The organism is Chromobacterium piscinae, assembly GCF_021129175.1.
Lineage (GTDB): Bacteria > Pseudomonadota > Gammaproteobacteria > Burkholderiales > Chromobacteriaceae > Chromobacterium > Chromobacterium piscinae.
Map to the genome: position 1 here is coordinate 18,845 of NZ_JAJOHV010000098.1, position 19,936 is coordinate 38,780.

16 protein-coding genes are annotated in these 19,936 nt (G+C 65.0%); 3 read left to right on the plus strand and 13 right to left on the minus strand.

The window, feature by feature from the left end; genetic code table 11:
* Positions 1 to 134: 134 nt before the first annotated feature.
* The 9 genes from LQR33_RS20780 to LQR33_RS20820 form a co-directional block, all read right to left on the minus strand.
* Positions 135 to 608 carry a DUF2269 family protein gene (locus LQR33_RS20780; RefSeq protein WP_231470279.1) on the minus strand — a complete coding sequence of 158 codons (474 nt, stop codon included), beginning with the start codon at positions 606 to 608 and terminating at the stop codon, positions 135 to 137.
* Positions 605 to 973: a DoxX-like family protein gene (locus LQR33_RS20785; protein WP_231470280.1), complete on the minus strand. Its 369-nt coding sequence runs from the start codon at positions 971 to 973 to the stop codon at positions 605 to 607. Before LQR33_RS20785 ends, LQR33_RS20780 begins: the two co-directional genes overlap by 4 nt.
* A complete protein-coding gene (locus tag LQR33_RS20790) occupies positions 970 to 1,803 on the minus strand; it encodes an NAD-dependent epimerase/dehydratase family protein (RefSeq protein WP_166441564.1) in 834 nt (277 codons plus the stop codon). The genes LQR33_RS20785 and LQR33_RS20790 overlap by 4 nt, the downstream gene beginning before the upstream one ends.
* Positions 1,800 to 2,177: a hypothetical protein gene (locus LQR33_RS20795; RefSeq protein ID WP_221666314.1), complete on the minus strand. Its 378-nt coding sequence runs from the start codon at positions 2,175 to 2,177 to the stop codon at positions 1,800 to 1,802. Before LQR33_RS20795 ends, LQR33_RS20790 begins: the two co-directional genes overlap by 4 nt.
* A gap of 126 nt (positions 2,178 to 2,303) precedes the next feature.
* Positions 2,304 to 2,846, minus strand: a complete 543-nt coding sequence (locus LQR33_RS20800) for a GbsR/MarR family transcriptional regulator (RefSeq protein WP_231470281.1) — start codon at positions 2,844 to 2,846, stop codon at positions 2,304 to 2,306.
* Positions 2,847 to 2,934: 88 nt separating this feature from the next.
* The gene (locus tag LQR33_RS20805) at positions 2,935 to 4,011 is read right to left on the minus strand and encodes a sulfotransferase family protein (protein ID WP_221666315.1); all 1,077 of its coding nucleotides are present in this window, start codon (positions 4,009 to 4,011) and stop codon (positions 2,935 to 2,937) included.
* Positions 3,995 to 4,651: an adenylyl-sulfate kinase gene (gene cysC, locus LQR33_RS20810; RefSeq protein ID WP_221668761.1), complete on the minus strand. Its 657-nt coding sequence runs from the start codon at positions 4,649 to 4,651 to the stop codon at positions 3,995 to 3,997. Before cysC ends, LQR33_RS20805 begins: the two co-directional genes overlap by 17 nt.
* Before the next feature lie 335 nt (positions 4,652 to 4,986).
* Positions 4,987 to 6,804: a DUF1302 domain-containing protein gene (locus tag LQR33_RS20815; RefSeq protein ID WP_231470282.1), complete on the minus strand. Its 1,818-nt coding sequence runs from the start codon at positions 6,802 to 6,804 to the stop codon at positions 4,987 to 4,989.
* Between the two features lie 61 nt (positions 6,805 to 6,865).
* On the minus strand, positions 6,866 to 8,044 hold the full coding sequence (locus LQR33_RS20820; protein ID WP_231470283.1) for a M20 aminoacylase family protein: 1,179 nt from the start codon (positions 8,042 to 8,044) through the stop codon (positions 6,866 to 6,868).
* Positions 8,045 to 8,330: 286 nt separating this feature from the next.
* Between LQR33_RS20820 and LQR33_RS20825 the strand changes: the two genes are divergently transcribed.
* Complete coding sequence (locus tag LQR33_RS20825) at positions 8,331 to 9,389, plus strand: GlxA family transcriptional regulator (RefSeq protein WP_231470284.1); 1,059 nt, start codon at positions 8,331 to 8,333, stop codon at positions 9,387 to 9,389.
* 46 nt (positions 9,390 to 9,435) lie between these two features.
* Here the strand turns inward: LQR33_RS20825 and LQR33_RS20830 are convergent, their stop codons facing one another.
* Positions 9,436 to 9,951: a hypothetical protein gene (locus tag LQR33_RS20830; protein ID WP_104947049.1), complete on the minus strand. Its 516-nt coding sequence runs from the start codon at positions 9,949 to 9,951 to the stop codon at positions 9,436 to 9,438.
* Between the two features lie 491 nt (positions 9,952 to 10,442).
* Here LQR33_RS20830 and LQR33_RS20835 point away from each other — a divergent pair, with 491 nt between their 5' ends.
* On the plus strand, positions 10,443 to 10,973 hold the full coding sequence (locus LQR33_RS20835) for an ATP phosphoribosyltransferase regulatory subunit (RefSeq protein ID WP_231470290.1): 531 nt from the start codon (positions 10,443 to 10,445) through the stop codon (positions 10,971 to 10,973).
* A gap of 45 nt (positions 10,974 to 11,018) precedes the next feature.
* Here LQR33_RS20835 and tldD read toward each other — a convergent pair whose 3' ends face one another.
* The 3 genes from tldD to LQR33_RS20850 are packed head-to-tail and all read right to left on the minus strand — an operon-like array spanning position 11,019 to position 17,119.
* Entirely contained in the window at positions 11,019 to 12,461 is a 1,443-nt protein-coding gene (gene tldD, locus LQR33_RS20840; RefSeq protein ID WP_166440749.1) for a metalloprotease TldD, read from the minus strand.
* 9 nt (positions 12,462 to 12,470) lie between these two features.
* The gene (locus LQR33_RS20845) at positions 12,471 to 13,280 is read right to left on the minus strand and encodes a carbon-nitrogen hydrolase family protein (protein WP_231470285.1); all 810 of its coding nucleotides are present in this window, start codon (positions 13,278 to 13,280) and stop codon (positions 12,471 to 12,473) included.
* On the minus strand, positions 13,277 to 17,119 hold the full coding sequence (locus tag LQR33_RS20850; protein ID WP_231470286.1) for a YhdP family protein: 3,843 nt from the start codon (positions 17,117 to 17,119) through the stop codon (positions 13,277 to 13,279). Before LQR33_RS20850 ends, LQR33_RS20845 begins: the two co-directional genes overlap by 4 nt.
* Positions 17,120 to 17,219: 100 nt before the next feature.
* Between LQR33_RS20850 and glnE the strand changes: the two genes are divergently transcribed.
* On the plus strand, positions 17,220 to 19,904 hold the full coding sequence (glnE, locus tag LQR33_RS20855; RefSeq protein WP_221666324.1) for a bifunctional [glutamate--ammonia ligase]-adenylyl-L-tyrosine phosphorylase/[glutamate--ammonia-ligase] adenylyltransferase: 2,685 nt from the start codon (positions 17,220 to 17,222) through the stop codon (positions 19,902 to 19,904).
* The last annotated feature ends 32 nt before the right edge of the window (positions 19,905 to 19,936 follow it).

Consider the following 19,936-nt stretch of genomic DNA (forward strand, 5'->3'; position numbering starts at 1 on the left):
CCCAAACCTTGCGCCCCTCGGATGAGACGTTGAACTATAGCCCTAACTTCTGTCCTCCATACCTTCATCGATTTTTCTTGAAGTTCTGCCTTCAGCCTCATACACGTCGACAGCGGAACAGCCGCGCCCCGCACTCACGACCAGTCCGGCTTCAACACCATCAGGAAATACACAACCAGCATCGCGCAGAAGGCCGGATAGCCCAGACACTCCCAGATCCGGGCGAAACGCCAGTAGCGCGTCGGCAACGCCTGGCCGGCCTCCTCCGCGTCGCGCGCCATGCCCGCCATCCGGATCTGCAGCCACACCACCGGCAGCCAGCACGCGCCGGCGAACAGAAACAAGCCGATCGCCCAAGCCAGCCAGGACATGGATAACGGCCAGCCGGCCTGATGCGCCAGCCACAGCCCTGACAAGGACTGGAAAACCACCGCCGGCGTGGTGAGCCACCAATCGGCCCGCACCACCAGCCTCGCCACTTCGGCCTGCGCCGCCACCTTGCCGCCGCGATTGGCGAAGAACATGTAGAAAGCCGAACCAAAACCGGCGCCCACCATCAGCGTGGCGGACAGAATGTGCAGGGTCTTGACGATCAAATAGGCATTCATGATTTTTCCTCCCGATTGGTGCCCAGCCACAGCAGCATCGCCAAGATGGGCAAGTTCTTCACCAGCGGCGCGAACGGATGCAGCCAGTTCTCCGGCAAGGCCACCACCACCACCACGCTGTAAAACAGCACGACCAGGGCCTGTGACCTCCACGCCCAGATGCTGGGCCGCCAGGCTATCCATGCCGCGAACGACACGTCCAGCGCGCAGGACGCAAGAAACAGCGGTCCCAGCGCAGCCTGCGGCAGGCCCAGCCGCGCCAGCATGGCGAGCGACTCATCCCAGGCCGTCAGCGGCGGCTGCACGCCGCTCCACAGCCACAAAGCGGCCAACGACAGCTCCACCATCCGTCGCGAGACTTTCATATCGCCTCCCCGAATTGTCTGAACGACAGCGGCGAACGGCCTAGCAGCGCGGCAAAGGCGGCCGGGTCCGCGGTCGAGCCTTGGCGCAGCATGCGCAGGCTATCGCGGTCCAGCAGACTGCCCGGGATGCGGCCGCAGCAAGAGGCCAGGCCATCCGCCAACCAGCCGGGCAAGGCCTGGACCCGCTCTATCGGCCCCAGGCCCTGCAAGCTGCGCAGCCGCCGCAGATAATCGGCCAGCGTCGCCTCCTCCGCGCCGACAAAATCCACCGCGCCGCGAACCCTGCCTTCGATCAGCCGATGCAAACCGTCGACCACGTCAACCGCCGCCACCGGCTGGATCGGCTGCCGGCCGCCATCGGGCAAAAACCATAACGGCAGCCGCGCCAAGCGCATCAGCAGGCGGCTGCTGGCGCCGTCAATGCCATACACCAGCGAAGGCCGCGCGACAGCGACATCCAGTCCGCCACCCAGCAGCGCCGCATCACCCCTGCCCTTGCTGGCCAGGAACAGCGTGGCAGCATCCGGCGCGGCGCCCAAGGCCGACAATTGCACCCAACGCCGGACACCGTATTTTTTCGCCACCCCGGCCAGACACAACGGACCATGATGGTGAACAGCCTCCAATCCGCCGGACCGTCCTTGACGAAATACCCCGGCCAGATTGGCGACCGCCTCCGTCCTGTCAAGCCAGGCCGCCCAATCCTGATCCGGGCGCGCCAGGTCCAATTCGGCGCGAGACGGCGCCAACAGCTCATGTCCCGCCTCGATCAGCCTGGTCGCCAGGCTCCGGCCAATAAACCCGTTGCAGCCCAACAGCAGTATCTTCATTGCGACGCTCCGGCATGATCGGCGATAGCTGTCGGCGCCGATTCAGCAGCCTTAGGCCGGCTGAAGGCCACCTGGCGCCACACCAGCCGCACCAGCACCAATAACTGCGCCACCACGCCGATCAACGCCCACTTCAAGATTTCGCGAATATCCAGCCACAGAGACGCCGACGCCTGCTCAGGCGCCAGCAACAACACCGTCAGCAATGGCGTGGCCAATACCAGCAACAGAAAGGTCCGGCTCCAGAACGGCGCGCCCTCGCCGCTCTCGCACAGGGCTAGCGTGACCTGCCGTAAAGGATCGGCCAGCAAAAACCAGCACAACATGCTGCAAAGCGCCGGCACCAAAATCATGACGATGACGAATCCGCTCATGGCAATCTCCTTTATTTCTGAAATTTCTGTCAAAACAGAAATTAATGGTTAAAATTTTTTGCTTCTTCTACCCCAGCCGGCTGGCCATCGTTCGCATCCGAGCCGGCGCCTTCCCGGCTCGGGGACTCAATCGTCTGTTCCCGGCTTGCCTCGGCCCAGCAGCTTCTGGATACCCGCCCCCATCTTGAGCACCTTGCTCAGCGTGGAAGTGGACAGCCTCAACATCTCGCGCGTCCAGGCGGTCAAGGTATCCATGAACTGCCAGGTATTTTTGATCCGCTGCTGAGCCAGCGCGCTTTCCAGGGAAAAGTCCGGGCTATCCATGCATTCGCGCAGCACCTGCAAGGTCGGTTCGATCTCGCGCCGCTGGCGCTCGGCGACGATGATGCGGAACAATTCCCAAACATCGCCGGAGGTTTCAAAGTGGTCGCGCCGATCCCCCAACACATGGGCGTTGCGGATCAGTTTCCAGCCTTGCAGCTCCTTCAGGCTGTTGCTGACATTGGAGCGGGCGACGTTCAGCGTCTCCGCCAGCTCCTCCGCGCACATCGCGCGGCCGCTGATGTACAGCAGCGCGTGAATCTGGGCGACAGTTCGATTGACGCCCCAGCGGGTGCCCATCTCGCCCCAGTGAAGCACGAATCTTTGGCTTACAGGTGTCAGTTCCATGCCTGATAAGATATTTATTTCTGAAATTTCTGTCAATAGAGAAATTTATTGAATGTAAAAAGGCATGGCTACCGCCATGCCCTGTCCGCTAGCTGGCCAGCGCCTCCGGTTTTGACGGTGTGGCAAGTGGCTCTCTCAATAAACGCAGTTTCAGGTTGGCCAGGTAATCCGCCCTGCATTGCCGCAAGATGTAATCGCGGTAGTTTTTCTGCTTCAGATCCTCCCAGGCTTGCTGGCGCCCTTGCCGCGAACGCTCCTCCGCTTCGAGCGCCATGTTCTCGTCCACCGGCAAGTTGGCGTCCGTCAACAATGTGTAGCCGTAACGCTCCATATAGGGACGGCAGGCGGTTTCGATGATCTCGATTTCGCGCATCGACAGCTGCTGCTTGAACTTGTCGGCGTGGGCGATGATGGGCGGGAAGTGGTTGGACGACCACAGCGCCGAGCGCTGCGCGATCTGTGCCGCTTCGGCCGAGCCGCGGATGTCCAGCATCTGCGGCATGAAGGCAATGCCGAAGAAATCGCACACCTGGCGCAGCGCCATCTGCTGATCGGTCAGGAAATCCTCGTAGCGTATGGTCAATACCTTGTCCGGATGTTCGGCCAGCAGCCTGTCGGCTGCCTGGTAGGCCGCGAGCCAAGTCCGCACATTGAGAATGGTGTCGAAGTCATGGATGATGGCACGATTGATTGACGCCACCTGGGCGCGCGGATCGCGCACGACATTGAGGAAGCGCATCTGCGGCAGTAGCTCCAGCAACTCGGCGGCGTAATGGACATTGTCCAGCGACTTGTCCATCACCACGCGGGCTTGATGGCGCTCTCCCACCCGCAGCAGCAGCTCCCAGGCCACCTTGTGCACGCTGCGCGTCTGTCCGGCCAGCACTTCGAAGATCTCCACCGGATCGAACACCACGTCCGGCCACTTCACCATGCTGACCGCTTGCAGACCCACCACGTCGACCACCAACTGAAAGTAATTGCGGTCCTCGGACAAATCGCCGTACAGAGGCAGCAGCGGCATGAAATCGACGATGTGCAGCGGATAGGGCGAATAGAAATCCGAGTTGAAATTTAGCCTCAGCCTCAAGGCGTGGCTGCCGCAACGCCTCAACGGGATCATCAGCACCGGCAGCGGCCGGTCCCCGTCAGATATGATATTCATGGCTGACCTCCTCCATCGCCGCCGGGCTGCAACAGTGCAACACCATCCCGAACAATTGGCTCACGCACTCGTCGACGCTCAGCGCGCTGGTGTCCAACGCCAGCGCGGCCTGCTCCGGCGCTTCGTATGGCGCGGAGACGCCGGTGAAATGCGCGATCTGCCCGGAACGCGCCTTCGCATACAGGCCCTTGCAATCGCGCCCCTCGCACACCGCCAGCGGCGTGCTGATGTAAACCTCGGCGAAACGGCGCTCGCCGACGATGTCCCGCGCCATTTCTCGGTCGCTGCGCAGCGGAGAGATGCAGGAACAGATCACGATCAGGCCGGCGTCGTTCATCAGTCGCGCCACCTCGGCCGCCCGGCGCAGGTTTTCCCGGCGGTCCTCCTCGGTAAAACCCAGGTTGCGGTTGATGCCATGGCGCAGATTGTCCCCGTCCAGCACCACCGCGGAAAAGCCGCCGCCCACCAGCCTCGCCTCCAGGTCGTAGGCGATGGTGGATTTGCCCGCGCCGCTCAGCCCGGTCAGCCAGATAGTCATCGACGCATGGCCGAACAAGCGCTGCCGGTCCACCAGGCGGATCCGGCCGCCGGTACGAAAAACATTGGCGGGCACGCCCGCCTGAATGGAAACCTCTCCCATCTGCCGCCTCCCTCGGTGATCGCGTACGCTCCACGAGAGGACTCGATCCCACGATAATCACATATCGGATAATCTGGTCATAGCGCCTAACCGAGGTGGGAATCCAGTACAAAACACTGGCCTAGTATTTGCACGGATAATTCAGTGCATATTCAAGATCAGCCAGTCATTCCATTTAATTAGCTTGCAGATTCCTGCAGCCATCCTGCCCAATAGCCGGCTTGCCCTCTCACTGGCCAAGGCGAGGCAAAAACTGGAAACAGCTCCAGAAGCGGAATGCGCATACGGCCCCCAAACATTCTGAAGCTGTTTTCATCGCCGCCCCTCAGCGACGATTAGAATTTGATGCCCGCGCTGATCATCGCCAGGCTGCGGTCCTGCAGCGTGTTGTAATCGCCGCCCGCCGTCTTCAGATACAACAACTCGAACTGATAGCGCTTCCGGTATTCCGCCTGCACCCGCCATAGCGCGCTGCGCCTGCCTTCCATGAACTGGCCATCGTGCGAATAGCCTTTGACGTCATAGGCCAGCGCCAGCGACGGCATCAGATCCAGGCCGGGCAGCGCGCCGTAATAGCGCTCCTCCAGCTTGGCGCGCCATCCCCAGGCGTTGGCGGTAACGAAACCATCCAGCGCACAGCTTGGCGCCGTGCCGTTACAGGAAGGCGTGGCCGCGCTGGGCGCCTGGCCAAAACCCACGCGGCCATAACGCATTACATAGGCGTCCGGCAAACCGGACAGATGCTTGATGCCGGCTTCGGCCGACAATTTGGCGTCTCCGCCCAGCAACCGTCCCAGCGCTTTGGACGCGCCCAGCGTGAGCTGGCTGCTGCCGAAGGTATCGTAACCACGCGCCAGGTAGCCGGCTGGGGTGGCCGCCAGATAGCCCAGCGGCCCGCTTCCGGCCAGCACGCCATACAGGAAATCGGAACCGTTCCACGCCACCGGCTGGTTGGGACGATAAGTGAGCTCGCTGTACACCCCGGTGCCATCCGGCAAGCGGGTGCGGAAATTGACGCCGTACATGTGGATGTTGTCCGGATAGGCGCGCAGGAACTGGCCGGCGATTCCGGTGGGAACCGCCCGCCCCTGATTCGCCGCCGCCGGCAGAAAGACGCCGGGGCCGGTGCGTATCATCTGGTTGAAGCTCATCATGCTGGCCTGGTTGGAGTAGAACAGCCCCAGCAAGCCGATATTGTCGAACAGGTAGCTGAGGCTGAAACCGAACTGGCCGCCATACGGCTTGTCGTCCGGCGCCCGCTGGATATAGTCCAGCGGGTTGGCCAGCGACTGCTGGTCGCTGGTGACGACATTGCGCCGGAGCAGCTTGCTAAGCAGCGTGCCGTTCAAGGTCAGTGCATTGCAGCCCGGCTGGGCGTAATCGCTGCCGGAGTAGAAAGTGCCGCAAGCGGGATAAGCGTTGGGCTCGAACTTGAACTGGTAATAGCCATCCACGGTCAGTTTGGACGTGGCCTTCAGCTTGGCGTAAAACGCCGGCGCGGGGATGTTGACCATTTCCGGAATGGTACCGGAGCGGCCCAGTGCGTTGAAATCCATCGCATTCACCTGCTGGATGCCGCCCAGAATGGTCGTGGGCGTGATCCACGGGATCACCTGCTGTCCCAGCCTCAACAACAGGGAAGCATCGCCCAAGCGGTAATCGCCATACACGTAGGCGTCATCCAGCGCCACGCCGCTGAAGCGGCCCAGCTGGGTGAACTTGTCGTCGTTCAGCGCCGCGCCGGGCGCATAGCCGTTGGGCGAGTGCCCATGCGGCACCCCGTGGTGGATCAGGCCGTAGTCATACCAGGCCTTGGCGCTGACGAACGCTCCGCCATCGCCCTTGCGCAGATCGCCTTGGGCGTACCCCTGCCAGGATTCGGATATCAGATCGCCGCGCCGGTAGTTGAGATCGCCATCGTTCAGAGTGTCCATCGCGTTGGCGTGGTTGGTGAAAACATCGTTGGGATTCTCCGTCCGGTAGACGCTTCCTATCGCCATCGCGCCCTTGGTTTCCAGCGTCCAGCCGTCCAGATCGAAACGGTATCCCTCTCCCAAGCCTGAAGGCAGCGTGCTGACCGTGATCTCGCCAGCATGGCCAGCCCCGGCCAGCAGCATCAACAACAGCGACTCGCATCCGTGCATCCGCTTCATCTTATTGTCTCCTCGCGCTTATTGTCTCCGCGGCGTCGCCCCCCGGCGCCGCGTAGTCCCGCTAACGCAGATACGTTTCAGCAAGCCGCGCCCAGTAACTGGCGCCAAGGCTGAGAATCTCGTCGTTGAAGTCATAGCCGGGGTTGTGGATCATGCAGCCGCCCTTGCTACCCACTCCATTGCCCAGCACCACATAGCAGCCGGGCACTTTCTCCAGCATCCAGGAGAAGTCGTCTCCCCCCATCGCGCCGGCCGGCAGCGGCACGATGGCCTGCGGCCCGACCATCGCCTCCGCCACTTCGCGCGCGATGCGCGTTTCCTCCGGCGTGTTGACCAGCACCCGGGTCACCGGTGTCCACTCGATCTCGGCCGTCACGCCGAAGCTTTGCGCCTGCAGGCTGACCAGTTCCCGCAGCCGGCTTTCTATCTGCTGCTGGATGGCCGGGTTGTAAGTGCGCACCGTCAGCTCCAGCCGGGCGCAATCGGGAATCACATTGCTGGCGCTGCCGGCCTGTACCGAGCCGATGGACACCACCGCCGGCTGATCCGGCGGCAAGTTGCGGGAGACGATGGTTTGCAGCGACAAAATGATGGAGGCCATCGCCACGATGGGATCGACGCAGGTGTGGGGCATGCCGCCATGGCCGCCCTTGCCGGTCAGCTTGATGCTGACGATGTCGGCGGATGCCGCCAGAACGCCGGGCTGGACGATGAAGCTGCCCACCGGCAGCGTGGGGCCATTGTGCAATGCGAACACCGCGTCGCAGGGGAAGCGTTCGAACAAGCCTTCAGCCATCATCCGCGCCGCGCCGCCCTGCCCCTCCTCCGCCGGCTGGAAAATGAGGTTCAGCGTGCCGTCGAACTCGCGAGTATCGGCCAGATGGCGCGCCGCCGCCAGCAGGATGGCGGTATGGCCGTCGTGGCCGCAGGCATGCATCTTGCCGGGCAGCTTGCTGGCGTACGGCAGGCCGGTGTCCTCGTGTATCGGCAACGCATCCATGTCGGCACGTATGCCCAGCCGGCGCGCGCCCGCGCCGCAGCGCAGCTGGCCGACAACGCCGGTGCCGCCGATGCCGGCAGTCACCTCGTAACCCCAGGCGCGCAGCGACTCCGCCACCAGCTTGCTGGTGGCCACCTCTTCGAAACCCAGTTCCGGATGCGCGTGGATGCTGTGCCGGACGGCGATGAACTGCTCTTCGCGCTGTTTGATCGCGGGGATGACCCCTGGCAGATTGGACATGTGTCGACTCCGTTTCCTTGAGGTGGGAAAAACGGCGTCGAGCGAGGACAATCCAGGCGGGGCGCCGCTTTGACCTCAGTCTATGAAGGACGCGCCAAGGGATAAGGAGCTAGAACGGCTAATAAACAGGCGGATATCGCCAGCCCTTGAAAAGAGCCGCCTTGACGAATATCAAGGCGCCAGAAAAGCAAATCGCATAGAAATGAAAAGCATGACATGCATTTGAACTTGATTTTACGAGCCGGTTTCGCCAAGGTTAAAGCGGATATCGCCAAGGCTGACCGACATGAACGCCTGCATAGACCTGCTTTGCCTGCCGAATTGCCTCAGCGGGACGCTGTTTTCCGCCATAGACGTGCTGCATGCGGCCAATAAACTGTGGCATCTTCACCACCCCAGGCGGAAAATGCCGCCGTTCAGCTGGCGGCTGCTCGACAGCGATGGCGCGGAGCAGCCTCTGCCCGCGTGGCTGCCCGCCTCTCCCGCCCGTCCGGCCGCCGCGCGCTGCGCGCTGCTGGTGCCCGGGCTGGACATGGACAGCGTGCCGCAACTGAAGCAGCAGCTGGATCGGGCCGACAAGGCGCTGCGGCTGATCGCCCTGCGCCATGCCGCTGGCGATGTCATCGCCACCAATTACAACGGCGCCGCGCTGCTGGCCCGCGCCGGCATCCTGGACGGCCGCAACGCCACCATCACCTGGCTGATCGCCGGCTGGTTCTCCAGCAGCCACCCAAGGGTGAAGCTGCTGATGGACCGGCCGGTCACTCAGGACGGCGGCGTGTTCTGCAGCGGCGCGCCGGCCGCGGCTACCGAGCTGGTGCTGGAACTGGTCCGCCATTTTGCCGGAGACGAACTGGCGCAGCGCTGTACCAACGGACTGTTGTACCTGCCGGCACGGTTCGAGCAATCGGCGCAGACGCTGTCCGCGTTGAGCACGCCCACCCGGGACAGCGTGGTGTTCAAGGCGCGGCGCTGGCTGGAACAACACGTGGCCGAGCCCTATAGCCTGGGCAGGGTGGCCGCCGCCGCCGCGGTCAGCAGCCGCACCTTGTTGCGCCATTTCCGCGAAGTGGCCGACATGACGCCGCTGGACTACCTGCAACAACTGCGGGTGGAGCGCGCCAAGCTGCTGCTGGAAGTCACCATGCTGGATCTGCCCGGCATCGTCGAGCAATGCGGCTACGACGACCCCTGCGCTTTTCGCCGCCTGTTCCGCCGCCAGACCGGGCTGACTCCCGCCGCCTATCGCCGCGCCTACGCGCTGCGGGCCTCGCGGCGCAGATGGCGTGCCGACGACGCGATGCCGCAGCCCGAGATCGGCCAACCCAGCCAGGTCCGCGCCTGATCCATCGGAAAGCCCTGTGCCTATGGCTTCCCATGCCAGCCCATGATCAAGGCGTCACGTGCATATAGGGCGTGGTGGTCAGCGTGGCCGAAATTGCGCAGCCGCCAGCCAAGGGCGCGGCCGACAGCGAAATCGCGGTCTCGCTGCCGCTATCGCCTATCTGCCCGCCGACCAGGCTCGGACCGCACTGTCCGCCCAGGATGGGGGTGTTGACGTTGACCATCACCTGGTCGATCGTCAGTTGGTTGAACGAGGTCACCTTGCCCACCCATGGCGCGGCCGCCGTGGCGCTGGCCTTGATCATCCTGCACACCGGAATGCCCTTGAACGCGGCGCTGGTGATCAGGATGTTGCCGGCGCCGTCCACCGTGCCGCTGAACACAGCGGTGCAGTCGACATCTACGCCCGACTTGCTGACCACCGCCGGTCCCACCGCGGAAAACGGGATCGCCGCCCCTCCCGCCCCCGGCGGCGTAATGGTCGCCGCGCCGGCGGAGGAACACACGCCCAAGGCCAGCGCGCACGCGCCAGCCGCCAGAATCCTGTTATGCATCTTGCTCATCGCGTAATCCAATCTTGTTTTGGTTTAAGACGCTGCCCGCCTCTGCGAACCGCCGCAACAGAATAAAATGACAAAAGCATTACACCCATTGATCAAGATCAGCCGCGCCGCGCCTCCGCCCGCGAGCCTGGTTCTAAGAATGGAAGCGGCGAATGGCTTGACATCCGGGCTGGACAATCGCCATGCTGCAGACATGAAAACCTTCCAATGCCATCGCCACCACCACGTTCTTACCAAGAGCGCGGTGCCGGTGCGCGCAGGCCTGGAGGGAAACGGAAGCTGATCCGCTCCACCCAATCAGCCCCGCACAGACCGGCGCCGCAAGGCGCTTTTTTATTTGCCGCGCGCTCCGCGCGAATTTTGAAAGGAAAGCATCATGACCATGATCCGAGGCACCCGCATCGTCAGCGGCCGCGAGGCCACCGCTCTTCGCCAACTGGAGAGCCGTTTCCGGAGCTGGCTTCATTGACGCTGGCGCGGAAGAAACCATCCTGCCCGCCTTATGGGGGCAGGACACTTTCGTCGCCAAGGCCGGCGGCAGCGAAATACTCGGGCAGATGTGGGCTTTTCCGGACCGCAAAGGCCGCGCTTGCTGCCTGATACCGGAAGCCACCGCGCTGTTTCAGGAAAGAAACCAGATGTTTTTGAACGGCAGGCGCGAGGCCGGATTTTTCTATGCCGCGCGCTGCTATCGCTACGAGCGGCCGCAAGCCGGCCGCTATCGGGAATTCACCCAACTGGGCTATGAGTATCTGGGGCCTGATCCCGCCGCTGCGCGTGAGCGCAGCCTGGCGCTGTGCCGCGGCTTTCTGGACAGCCTGGGTCTGCGCTACGAGCTGGGCGGCATGGCCAGGCGCGGGCTCAGCTACTATCTGGGCGGGGAAGGCTTCGAGATGCGCGCGCCGGAGCTGGGCGCGCAGAAACAGCTAGCAGGCGGCGGCGCCTATCGGGAAGGTGCCGGTTTCGGCATTGGACTGGAAAGGCTGGCGCTCGCGCTGGAAGCGCAAGGCATACAGCCCTAATGGCATGAAAAAGGCCGGGCGCATGCCCGGCCTTGGCAAGCATGATCAGCCGCCGGTGCCGCCCACGGTCAGGCCGCCGTCTATGCGCAGCGTGGGTTGGCCGACGCCCACCGGCACGCTCTGGCCTTCCTTGCCGCACACGCCCACCCCCTGGTCCAGCGCCAGATCGTTGCCTATCATCGACACGTAGTTCAATACCTCGGGGCCGCTGCCGATCAGCGTGGCGCCCTTGACCGGGTAGGTCAGCTTGCCGCTCTCGATGCGCCAAGCCTCCGACGCCGAGAACACGAACTTGCCGCTGGTAATGTCCACCTGTCCGCCGCCGAAATTCACCGCGTACAGGCCATCCTTGACCGAAGCGATGATTTCCTGCGGATCGCGCTCTCCGGCCAGCATATAGGTGTTGGTCATCCGCGGCATCGGGATGCTGGCGTACGACTCGCGGCGGCCGTTGCCGGTGGGCGCCACCTGCATCAGCCGCGAGTTCATCGCATCCTGCATATAGCCCTTGAGAATGCCATCCTCGATCAGCACGGTGCGCTGAGTGGCGTTGCCCTCGTCGTCGATGGCCAGCGCGCCGCGGCGGCCGCCCATCACGCCGTCGTCCACCACCGTCACGCCCGGCGCGGCCACGCGTTCGCCCATCTTGCCGGAGAACGCCGAAGTGCCCTTGCGATTGAAATCGCCCTCCAACCCGTGGCCGATCGCCTCGTGCAGCAGCACGCCCGGCCAGCCCGGCCCCAGCACCACGGTCATCTGGCCGGCCGGCGCCGGGCGGGAATCCAGGTTCACCAGCGCCTGCTTGACCGCCTCGCGCACGTAGCGCTCCACCACGGCGTCGTCGAAATAGGCCAGATCGAAGCGTCCGCCGCCGCCGGCCGAGCCCTGCTCGCGGCGGCCGTTCTGTTCGGCGATCACCGACACCGACATCCGCACCAGCGGCCGCACGTCGGCGGCCCTCACGCCGTCATGGCGCGCGACGTAGACCACGTCGTACTCCATCGCCAGGCCGGCCATCACCTGGATCACGCGCGGGTCGATCGCCTTGGCCAGCTTTTCCACTTTTTCCAGCAGCGCCACCTTGGCGGCTGCCTCCAGGCTGTGACAGGGGTCGATGGACGGATACAGCGACTTCGGCTTGCGCTTTTCCACCGCGCCGGCGCTGCCGTCGCCGCCGGCGTTGCCGATCGCGCGCACCGCCTCGGCCGCGCGGGTGAGCGCGTCCTGGTTGATCGCGTCGGAATAGGCGAAGGCGGTCTTGTCCCCGGCGACGGCGCGCACGCCGACGCCCTGGTCGATGCTGAAGCTGCCGGACTTGACGATGCCCTCCTCCAGGTGCCAGCCCTCGTTGCGGGTGTACTGAAAGTAAAGATCGGCGTAGTCGATGGCATGGTGGCGCATGTGCGCCAGCGTGCGCTCCAGCGCGGCCTCGTCCAGGCCATAGGGTTTGAGCAGCAGTTCGTCTGCGGCGGTGAAGGCGTCTTGCATATCGTTCTTTCAGCGTATGGCCCGGTGCGCCAGAGCCGGCAGGCGGCCCCGCACCGAGTGTATCAATTCGGGATCGATCTCGGCGGTGACTACGCCCTCGCCGTCCGGCAGCTCGGCGAGGATGCGCCCCCACGGGTCGATGATCATCGAGTGGCCGTGCGTCCGCCGGCCGTTTTCATGCGTTCCGCCCTGGGCGGAGGCGATCAGGTAACACTGGTTTTCTATCGCGCGGGCCCGCAGCAGCGGCTCCCAGTGCGCTTCGCCGGTGGTGGCGGTGAACGCCGCCGGCAGGATCAGCAGGTCGAACGGCGCCAGCATCCTGAACAGCTCCGGGAAGCGCAGGTCGTAACAGATGCCGAAGGCGATGTCCGCCAGCGGCGTCTCCGCCTTGATCGGCGTCGCGCCCGGACGTATGGTGTTGGACTCGCAGTAGCTCTCGCCCTGGCCGGTGAAGCCGAACAGGTGGATCTTGTCGTAGCGCGCCGCCGCCTCTCCCTGCGGATTGTAGAGCAGGCTGCTGTTGAGCACCTTGCCCTCTTCCTCGCAAAGCAGCGGCACGGTGCCGCCCAGCAGCCACAAACCGTGGCGGCGCGCCATTTCCGACAGCGCCTGCTGGATGGGACCGTTGCCGAACGCTTCGCGCACAGCCACCTTGTCGGTTTCCTTGGCGCCCATCAGGCAAAAATACTCAGGCAGCACCGCCAGGCTGGCGCCGCGGGCGGCGGCTTCGGCCAGCAATTGGTCGGCGCGCGCCAGATTGGCTTCCAGGCCGCAGCCGGACACCATCTGCACGGCGGCGGCGACGAACTTCTGCTTCATGGTTTCTTCCCCTTGATCTGGACCGGATCGCCGACGTTCACCCGCTTCACCTGCGGATCCTTCAACGAACCGCTCACCTCGTATTCAAGCGACAGTATCTTGCCCACCGGGTCCTGCAAAACCTTCTGCGCGGCCAGGGTGGCGATGCCCACCACCGGGTTCAGCAGGGCAGCGCCGGCCGCCAGCGCCACGCTCTCGGCCACGTGCGGCACCACCTTCACTTTCAGCGCCTGCGTTTCGTTGGCCAGATCCACGCTGCCGGCGATATTGACCTCGGCCGACGGACTCTTCATCTCTACCTTGTCCGAGCGGAACACGCCGTCGCGCACGCTGGCCTTCCCTTGCAGAGTATCAAAGGCGAAGCCGTCGCTGAAGACATCGGTGAAATCCAGCCGTATCCGCCGCGGCAGCGATTGCAGGCTCAGCGCGCCCAAGAGCCGCGCCGCGCCCGGGTCCACCTTGGCGAAGCGGCCGTTCTTGAAGTCCAGCTCCATCTGTCCGGACAGGTGGGCAGCGTCCAGATCGCTCAAGCCGCCCGGCCAGCTCAGTTGCCCCGCCAGCCGGCCCTGGCCATTGCGGAACACATCGCCCTGGCCAAAGCGGGCCAGCAGCTTGCCGGCATTGCTCACATCCAGAGCAAAACGGCTGTCGACCCGCCCCGCGCCCTGCTCGTCCACCTGCATGCTACCGGTCAGCGTGCCCTCGGGAGAAACCAGCTTCAACGGGTCCATCCTCCACACGCTGCCGTCGCGGCGCGCCGTCATGTCCAACTGGCCGATGCTGCGGTTCTGCAGCAGCAGCTCCCCGATGTGCACCTTCATCGCCGGCAACTGCTGCTTCAGCGACGACGGCGCGGCCCCGCTTTCGGCGCGCAGCGGCCAATTCAACGCCAGCCGGCTCAGGTCGGCATGCAGCTGCCCGCCGCCGTCGGCCAGGTAATCCACCTCGCCCACCGCTTCGCGCGAGCGCAATTGCGCGCTCCATTGCCCGCCCTGTCCGCGATGGGACACCCGGGCGCTGACCTGATGCAAGGTGAAACCGGCGGCGGACAGCACCGGCGTGTCCACATCCACCGTCAACGGCGCGCCGGACTGCGCGCCGCCCTTGCCGCCCGCGTCCAGCTTGGCGGCCCACGGCAGCCAGTCGTCCAGATCGATGCGCGGCTGCTGCAGCCTCAGCGCCAATCCGCTGGCGGGAAACTCTCCGGGCTGGCGCCCTATGCCCAACGCGCCGGCCTGCAGCTCCCCATCCCCGCCCAGGCGCAAGCGCCCGGCCAGCAAATCAGCCAGCTGGAATTCCAGCCGCATGGCGCCGGCGAAGCGCGCCGGCGCAGGCTTCAGTTGCAGCTGCAATGGCAGCGCCGCCGCCGCCGTCTTGCCGAACGGTTTGGGCGCGTCCAGCGACAATCCCTGCAGGCTGGATGTCAATTGCAGGCTCTCCAACCCATCGCGGACCACGAACTGCCCGTCGAAGTGGGAGCGGCCGCCGGCCAGCGGCGCGAGAGACGGCAGATACTGCTGCAGCACCGCTCGATTGTCGGCGTCGCCGGCAATCTCGAAACGCATGCGCTTGTCGGCGCCGGTATGGGCCGCCAACCGGAACGGGCCGCCGAAAGCCTTCAGCTGCAATCCCTTGCTGTCCACGCCGCGCTCGGTGAAAGTCAGCCGCCCCTGCGCCGCGTCAAGCTCCGGCAGCGGCAAGCCGCCCAGCTTCAGCGAATTGCGCTGGAAATCCAGATCGCCGCGCACGCGAGTGGAGTCGCTGCCGGCCAGAGGCACATCCAGTTTCAGTCTCAGCGCCGCCGGACCGCTGGCGCGGATGCGGCCGGTAAAGCCGCCCAGCCAACTGTCCACCGGACTCTTGGTGGTGAAGGCCAGCATGCGGTCCAGCCTATCCTCAACCTTGCCGTCTATCTTCAGCCACGGCACATCCGCGCCCAGCTGGTCTATCTCCGCCGTCACCTCGCGCAGCGGCACGCCCACCGTGGTCGCCCGCTGCGCCAGCACCTGCATGCCCTCGTTGTGGAAGCGCAGCTTGGCGTCGATATCGTCTATCGCCGGCCAGCCTTGCTGGTACAGCAGTCTGGCCTTCTCGATATCCGCTTCGACCAGGAATTCTCCGCCCTTGCCGCCGGCGAAGGGAAACTTGTCCAGATCGCCAGACAGCTTCATCTTCAGATTGCGCGCCACGCCATCCTGCAGGCCTTGATGCAGCCAGCGGGTCGTATGCTCTCCGACGTGATGCGGCAGATAGGCCGCGATCCGGGCCGCCTTGACCTGTTCGATGCCGGCGCTCAGGTCCACGCTGCCCGAGCCTTCGCCCGCGTGGCGGTAGCTGCCGCTCAGTTCGCCGCTCAGATCCGCGTTGGCGAAGGCCACCTTGTGGAAATCGATGTCCAGCCGGCCTTGCTTCTGCTTCCACTCCACATCGGCGGACAGGCGGTCGAAAGGCAGAACCTGGGCGAATACCGCCGGATAATTGACTTCGGCCTTGCCGGTATTCAGCGCCAGCCGGCCGCCGGCTTCGCTGAACTCGATGCGCCCGGACACGCCGGACACGCCCGGCAGATCGGCGAACGGTTGCCAGCCCAACGCCTCGAAACGGGTCTTCACCTTGAAACTGGAAGGCGCTTCCGCCGCGCCTTGCCAGGCCAGCGTCACATCATGCAGCGCTCCGCGCGGCGAGAAGCGCGCGAACAGCGGATTGGCGTCCACGCCCAAGGCGTGGATGAGGGGCGTCAGATGGCCGACGTCGACATTGTCCAGCGTCAATTCGCCGCCGCCTTTCGCGCCAGGCTGCCACCGCCCCTTGATCGAGGACTTGTCGAAAGCGAGCCCGGTGGCGCTGGCCAGGGTCAGGTCGCTGGCGACGATCTTGTAGCTGCCGCCGGACTGTCGGTCCAGCTGCAGCTTGCCCTGCAATTGCGGCAACACCAACTCGCGCGCGCTGGGCGGCGTGTAGGCGGCATTGCGCACGCTGACGTCGGCCAGCAAGCTGCTGACGCTGCCATCGGAGAACGACATCTCCAGCGTGCCGTCGCCTTCGCCCCGGTGCAGCACGCCCAGCTCCCGCATATAGCGCGACCAGACATCGGCGCGGGCGCCGTTGAGCGCCACTTTGATCGAACCCGACCATCGATCCCAGCCATTGATATCGTCGCCGCGCCAGCTGGCGCTCAGTTGGAAGCCCTTGCCCAGCGTGGCCGCCGGCACGCCGGACAATTGCAGCCGATGCCCCAGCAAATGGCGGTCCAGCGTCAGCTGGCCGCGTTGCAGGTCCAGCCGCGGCAGGCCCAGCCTTTCATCCTGCCAGCTCAGCCGGGCGTTCAGGATTTCCAGCGATGGCTGGCGCAGCAGCCAGTTGCCCAGCGCGTTGTCGCTGGACGGGCCGCTGGTGAGATCAAAGCCATTTAGATAGATGACGCCGTCGGCGCCTCGCCGCAACTCCACCGATGGGCCGTCCACCCGCATCGCCAGCCTCGGCTCCCAGGTCCACAGCGAGGTCCAGGACGGCTGCACCGTCACGCGGCTCAGCGTCAGCGCCTGGCCGGACACCGGATTGGCGATGGACACGCCGGACAATTCGAATTGGGGAGCCACGTCCTGCCAATGGCCGCTCAAGCGGCCGATGCTGACATGGTGCCCAAGCGCGCCGGACAGGGTCTGCTCCAGCCGGGGCCGGTATTGGTCCAGATTGGGCAACAGCCAGTACGTGAAAGCCGCGAACGCGGCGGACACCAGCGCGCAGGCCGTGAACAGCGACACGGCCAGCACCAGCAGGCTGCGTTTGACGACGCGCAGGACGTGGATATGGGACAACGGCGACGAGGGCTTTTTCAACAATGGCAAACCGTTACAATGGCGTTAGGAAAAACACGGCGCGAAACCGGCCGCAGCCGCCCCCGGCGCGGTGAGCCGCGCCAAGCCGTCCGGAGCTATTATGCCAGCAAACACGAGCGCTGCCATTGCCCGCAGTTGCGAGTTTTCCCAATATTTGCACCGCCTTCTTGCCGCGCGGCCTGAGGAGCGGAGCCGACTGGAGCAATGCCTTCATCATCCCTTTGCCATTGAGGATATGCAGGCATTCGCCGACTGGCCAGCGCTGGATGCGCCCGAAGCGCTGGCGCCAGCCCTGCGCCGCCTGCGGCAAGCGGTGATGGCGCGACTGATCTGCCGCGACCTGGAAGGCCTGGCCTCGCTAGACGAAGTGGTGTCCACCGTCAGCCTGCTGGCCGAATTCGCTGTCCGCCAAGCGTTGGCCTGCGCCGCTGCGTCGCTGCCGCAATACGGCCAGCCCATCGGCGAGGACAGCGGCGAGCCGCAGCAGTTGATCGTGGTCGGCATGGGCAAATTGGGCGGCGGCGAGCTCAACGCCAGCTCCGACATCGACCTGATCTTCATCTACCCGGAAGGCGGCGAAACCGACGGCGCCCGCAAGATCAGCAACCACGAGTACTTCACCCAGGTGGGCAAGCGGCTGATCGCGCTGCTCAACGACGCCACCGCCGACGGCCAAGTATTCCGCGTCGACATGCGGCTGCGCCCCTATGGCGACTCCGGTCCGCTGGTGATGAGTTTCGCCGCGCTGGAAAACTACCTGCTCTCCCAGGGCCGCGAATGGGAGCGCTACGCCTGGATCAAGGCCAAGGCCATCACCGGCGACGCCGAAGGATTGGCGCAGCTGGTCCGCCCCTTCGTCTACCGCAAATACCTGGACTACAACGCTTACGGCGCGATGCGCGAGCTGCACGCGCAGATCCGCCGCGAAGTGGCGCGGCGCGACATGGCGGACAACATCAAGCTGGGGCCCGGCGGCATCCGCGAAGCCGAGTTCATCGCCCAGGTGTTCCAGCTGATACGCGGCGGCCGCGACCGCACGCTGCAGCTGCGCGGCACCCGCGTCACGCTGGACAGGCTGGCGGCGCTGCGGCTGCTGGAGCCGGCCGCGGTGGCAGAGCTGCAGGAAGCCTACGCCTTCCTGCGCAATCTGGAGCACCGGCTGCAATACCTGGACGACCAGCAGACCCAGACCCTGCCGGAGGCGCCGGAAACGCGCCAAAAGATCGCCGCCAGCATGGGCCACGCCGACTGGCCCGCCTTTATGGCCGCGCTGGACGAGATCAGGCGCAAGGTCAGCCGCCACTTCGAGCAGGTCTTCATCCTGCCGAGCGAAGACAGCGCCGACCATCCGCTGTCCGAACTGTGGCTGGACGTGGCCGAGCAGAATCCCGAAGCCCGGCTGGCCGGCCTCGGCTACGCCGATCCCGCATCCGCCGCCCGCCAGCTCACGGGACTGGCCCAGAGCCAGCGTTACCTGCAGATGCCGCTGGCCGGCCGCAAGAAGCTGGACGCTCTGATGCCGGCGTTGATCGAGGTGGCCGCGCGTTTTCCCAACGCCGACGACACGCTGTCGCGCATCATCGGCCTGATGGAGGCGATCAGCCGCCGCGCCTCCTATTTGGCGCTGCTGACCGAATACCCGCAGACGCTGCAGCGGCTGGCTTCGCTGTACTCGTCCAGCGCCTGGGTGTCCGCCTACCTCAGCCGCCACCCCATCCTGCTGGACGAACTGCTGGACGCGCGCGTGCTCTACGCCGCGCCGGAGTGGCCGCAGCTCTCCGCGCAACTGGAGGCGCAACTGGCCCATGCCGACGGCGATGTCGAAGCCAAGATGGACGCGCTGCGCCACTTCCAGCATGCGCAGACCTTCCGGTTGGTGGCCCAGGATCTGGCCGGCATGTGGACGCTGGAGGCGCTGTCGGACGAATTGTCGCGGCTGGCCGACCTGGTCCTCGACGCCGCCCTGCGCCACGCCTGGCGCGACATCCCCTCTCGCCACTGCGAAACGCCGCGCTTCGCGGTGATAGGCTACGGCAAGCTGGGCGGCAAGGAGCTGGGCTACGCGTCCGATCTCGACATCATCTTCCTGTACGACGACGAGCACCCCGACGCCCCCGAACTGTACTCGCGGCTGGCGCGCAAGCTGTCCACCTGGCTGACCAGCGCCACCGCCGCCGGCGTGCTGTACGACATTGATCTCAGACTACGGCCCAACGGCGCCAGCGGCCTGCTGGTCAGCTCGATCTCCGCCTTCCGCCAATACCAGGAAAACCAAGCCTGGGCGTGGGAGCACCAGGCGCTGACCCGCGCCCGCTTCGTCGCCGGCGACGCCGGCATCGGCGCGCAGTTCGAAGCCGAGCGCCACGCCATCCTCACCCTGGAACGCGACCTGGCCAAGCTGCGCGGCGAGGTGCTGGCGATGCGCCAGCGCATGCTGGACTCACACCCGGCCCACGACGGCGACGTGAAAAATGCCCGCGGCGGCATCATCGATATCGAGTTCATCGTCCAGTATCTGATCCTGGCCCACGCCAAGAGCTTGCCCGCCCTCACCGGCAACACCGGCAACATCGCGCTGCTGGCGGTGGCCGCCGACGCCGGACTGATAGACCCGCAACTAGCGGAAGACGCGCGCGCCGCCTACCGGCTGTATCGCCGGCTGCAGCACGCCGCGCGCCTCAACGACAAGAAAACAGTGGATGTCGACGAACCGCTGCGGGTGGCTTATGCGCGGGGCCGGGAGCTCTGGAGACAGGTTTTCGAGCAAGCGCTCGATTTTTCCTGATCCCGGGTTCACAAGTCCGCGGGCCGCGGTAT